At 73.7% G+C, this 1287-nt stretch carries 1 protein-coding gene; it reads left to right on the top strand.

What is annotated here, in order from left to right:
- The first annotated feature begins 164 nt into the window (after positions 1-164).
- A complete protein-coding gene (locus B7L92_RS38785) occupies positions 165-1142 on the top strand; it encodes an AraC-like ligand-binding domain-containing protein (protein ID WP_170102293.1) in 978 nt (325 codons plus the stop codon).
- Positions 1143-1287 lie beyond the last annotated feature (145 nt).

Genomic DNA, 1287 nt, shown 5'->3' with positions numbered 1-1287 from the left:
CCTCAAGCCCCCCCCGGGTCCCCCTCCAGAAGTCCTGACGCAGAGTACGACCGGTGAAGGGCGGGGAGGGTTGCACGGTCTCCCGGATTTTTTTCCCGCCCGGTTCCTACGATGTTCTCCGGGCAGGGAGCAGCCGTCCGGTACACGTGGGGAGCCGTGTGGCGATGCTGGTGCAGGAGTTCCGGACCGATGTCGTGCCGCCCGCCGAGCGGTGGGACCTGTGGCAGGACGTCGCCACGCGGACGCATGTGCCCAACCTGCTGCGCAGTGAGCGCAGCGACGACTTCCGGGCCACGATGCGGGTCCTGCCGCTCGGCGAGCTGCAGATCGCCGAGCTGGACCTGCCGCAGCTGGACACCGTGCGCACCCCGCGGACCATCCGGCGGTTCGACCCCGAGGTCTACCAGGTCAACTGCCAGCTCACCGGGGACGGCGGGATGGCCCAGGACGGCAACGAGTCGGTGTTCGGGGCGGGGCACCTCGTCGTGGCCGACAGCAGCCTCCCCTACGACGTCCGGATCAACAGGACGTCCGAGCGGACCACGACGGTCGTCGTCAGCGTGCCGCGGGCCCGGCTGCCGCTGCCGCCCCGCGCGGTCCGGCGGCTGCTGGCCGTGCCGGTCCCGGTGGACCGGGGCATGGGCGGCACGCTGTACCGCTGGCTGGCCGACGTCGCCCGGCGGGCCGACGAGTTCACCGAGGCCGACGCACCGGCGCTGGCCTCGGTGACCACGGACCTGCTCGCCTCCGTGCTCGGCGGCTGCCTGGACTCCGAGGACGCGCTGCCACCGGAGTCCCGCCGGCGTGCCCTGCACACCCGGATACGGGACTTCATCGACCAGAACCTCGGCGACCCGTCGCTGTCCCCGGCCACCGTCGCGGCGGCGCACGGCATCTCGGTGCGCCACCTGCACCAGCTGTTCGCGGCGGAGGGGGAGGCCCCGGCCGCCTGGGTCCGCCACCGCCGCCTGGAGCGCTGCCGCCGTGACCTGGCCGACCCCCGGCTGCGGGGCCGCTCCGTGCGGTCCATCGCCGCGCGGTGGGGCTTCACCGACCCGGCCACCTTCAGCCGCGTCTTCCGCCGCGCGTACGGGATGACCCCGACGGACCACCGCCACCACCACACGGGCCGGAGCGCGTAGGGCTCCCTCGCGCCGGCCGGGCCCTGCGGGAATCGACAAGGTCCCTGCACGGACCGTCAAGGTTTCAAGCGTCCGGCCGGGGCATGCTGGTGCGCGTGCGCAGTGGGGGCTGCGCACTGCGGGGAACAGGGGGAAATGGGGGAAC

The sequence above is a fragment of the Streptomyces viridosporus genome, from assembly GCF_002078235.1.
In the GTDB taxonomy this organism is placed as follows: Bacteria; Actinomycetota; Actinomycetes; order Streptomycetales; family Streptomycetaceae; genus Streptomyces; species Streptomyces viridosporus.
Note: the sequence above shows the minus strand (reverse complement) of the source record. Positions and strands in the feature narration are given on the sequence as shown.

Bases quoted from the DNA above. Each gene is read 5' to 3' on its own strand.
- B7L92_RS38785 (WP_170102293.1), top strand. From the start codon at position 165: ATGCTGGTGCAGGAGTTCCGGACCGATGTCGTGCCGCCCGCCGAGCGG.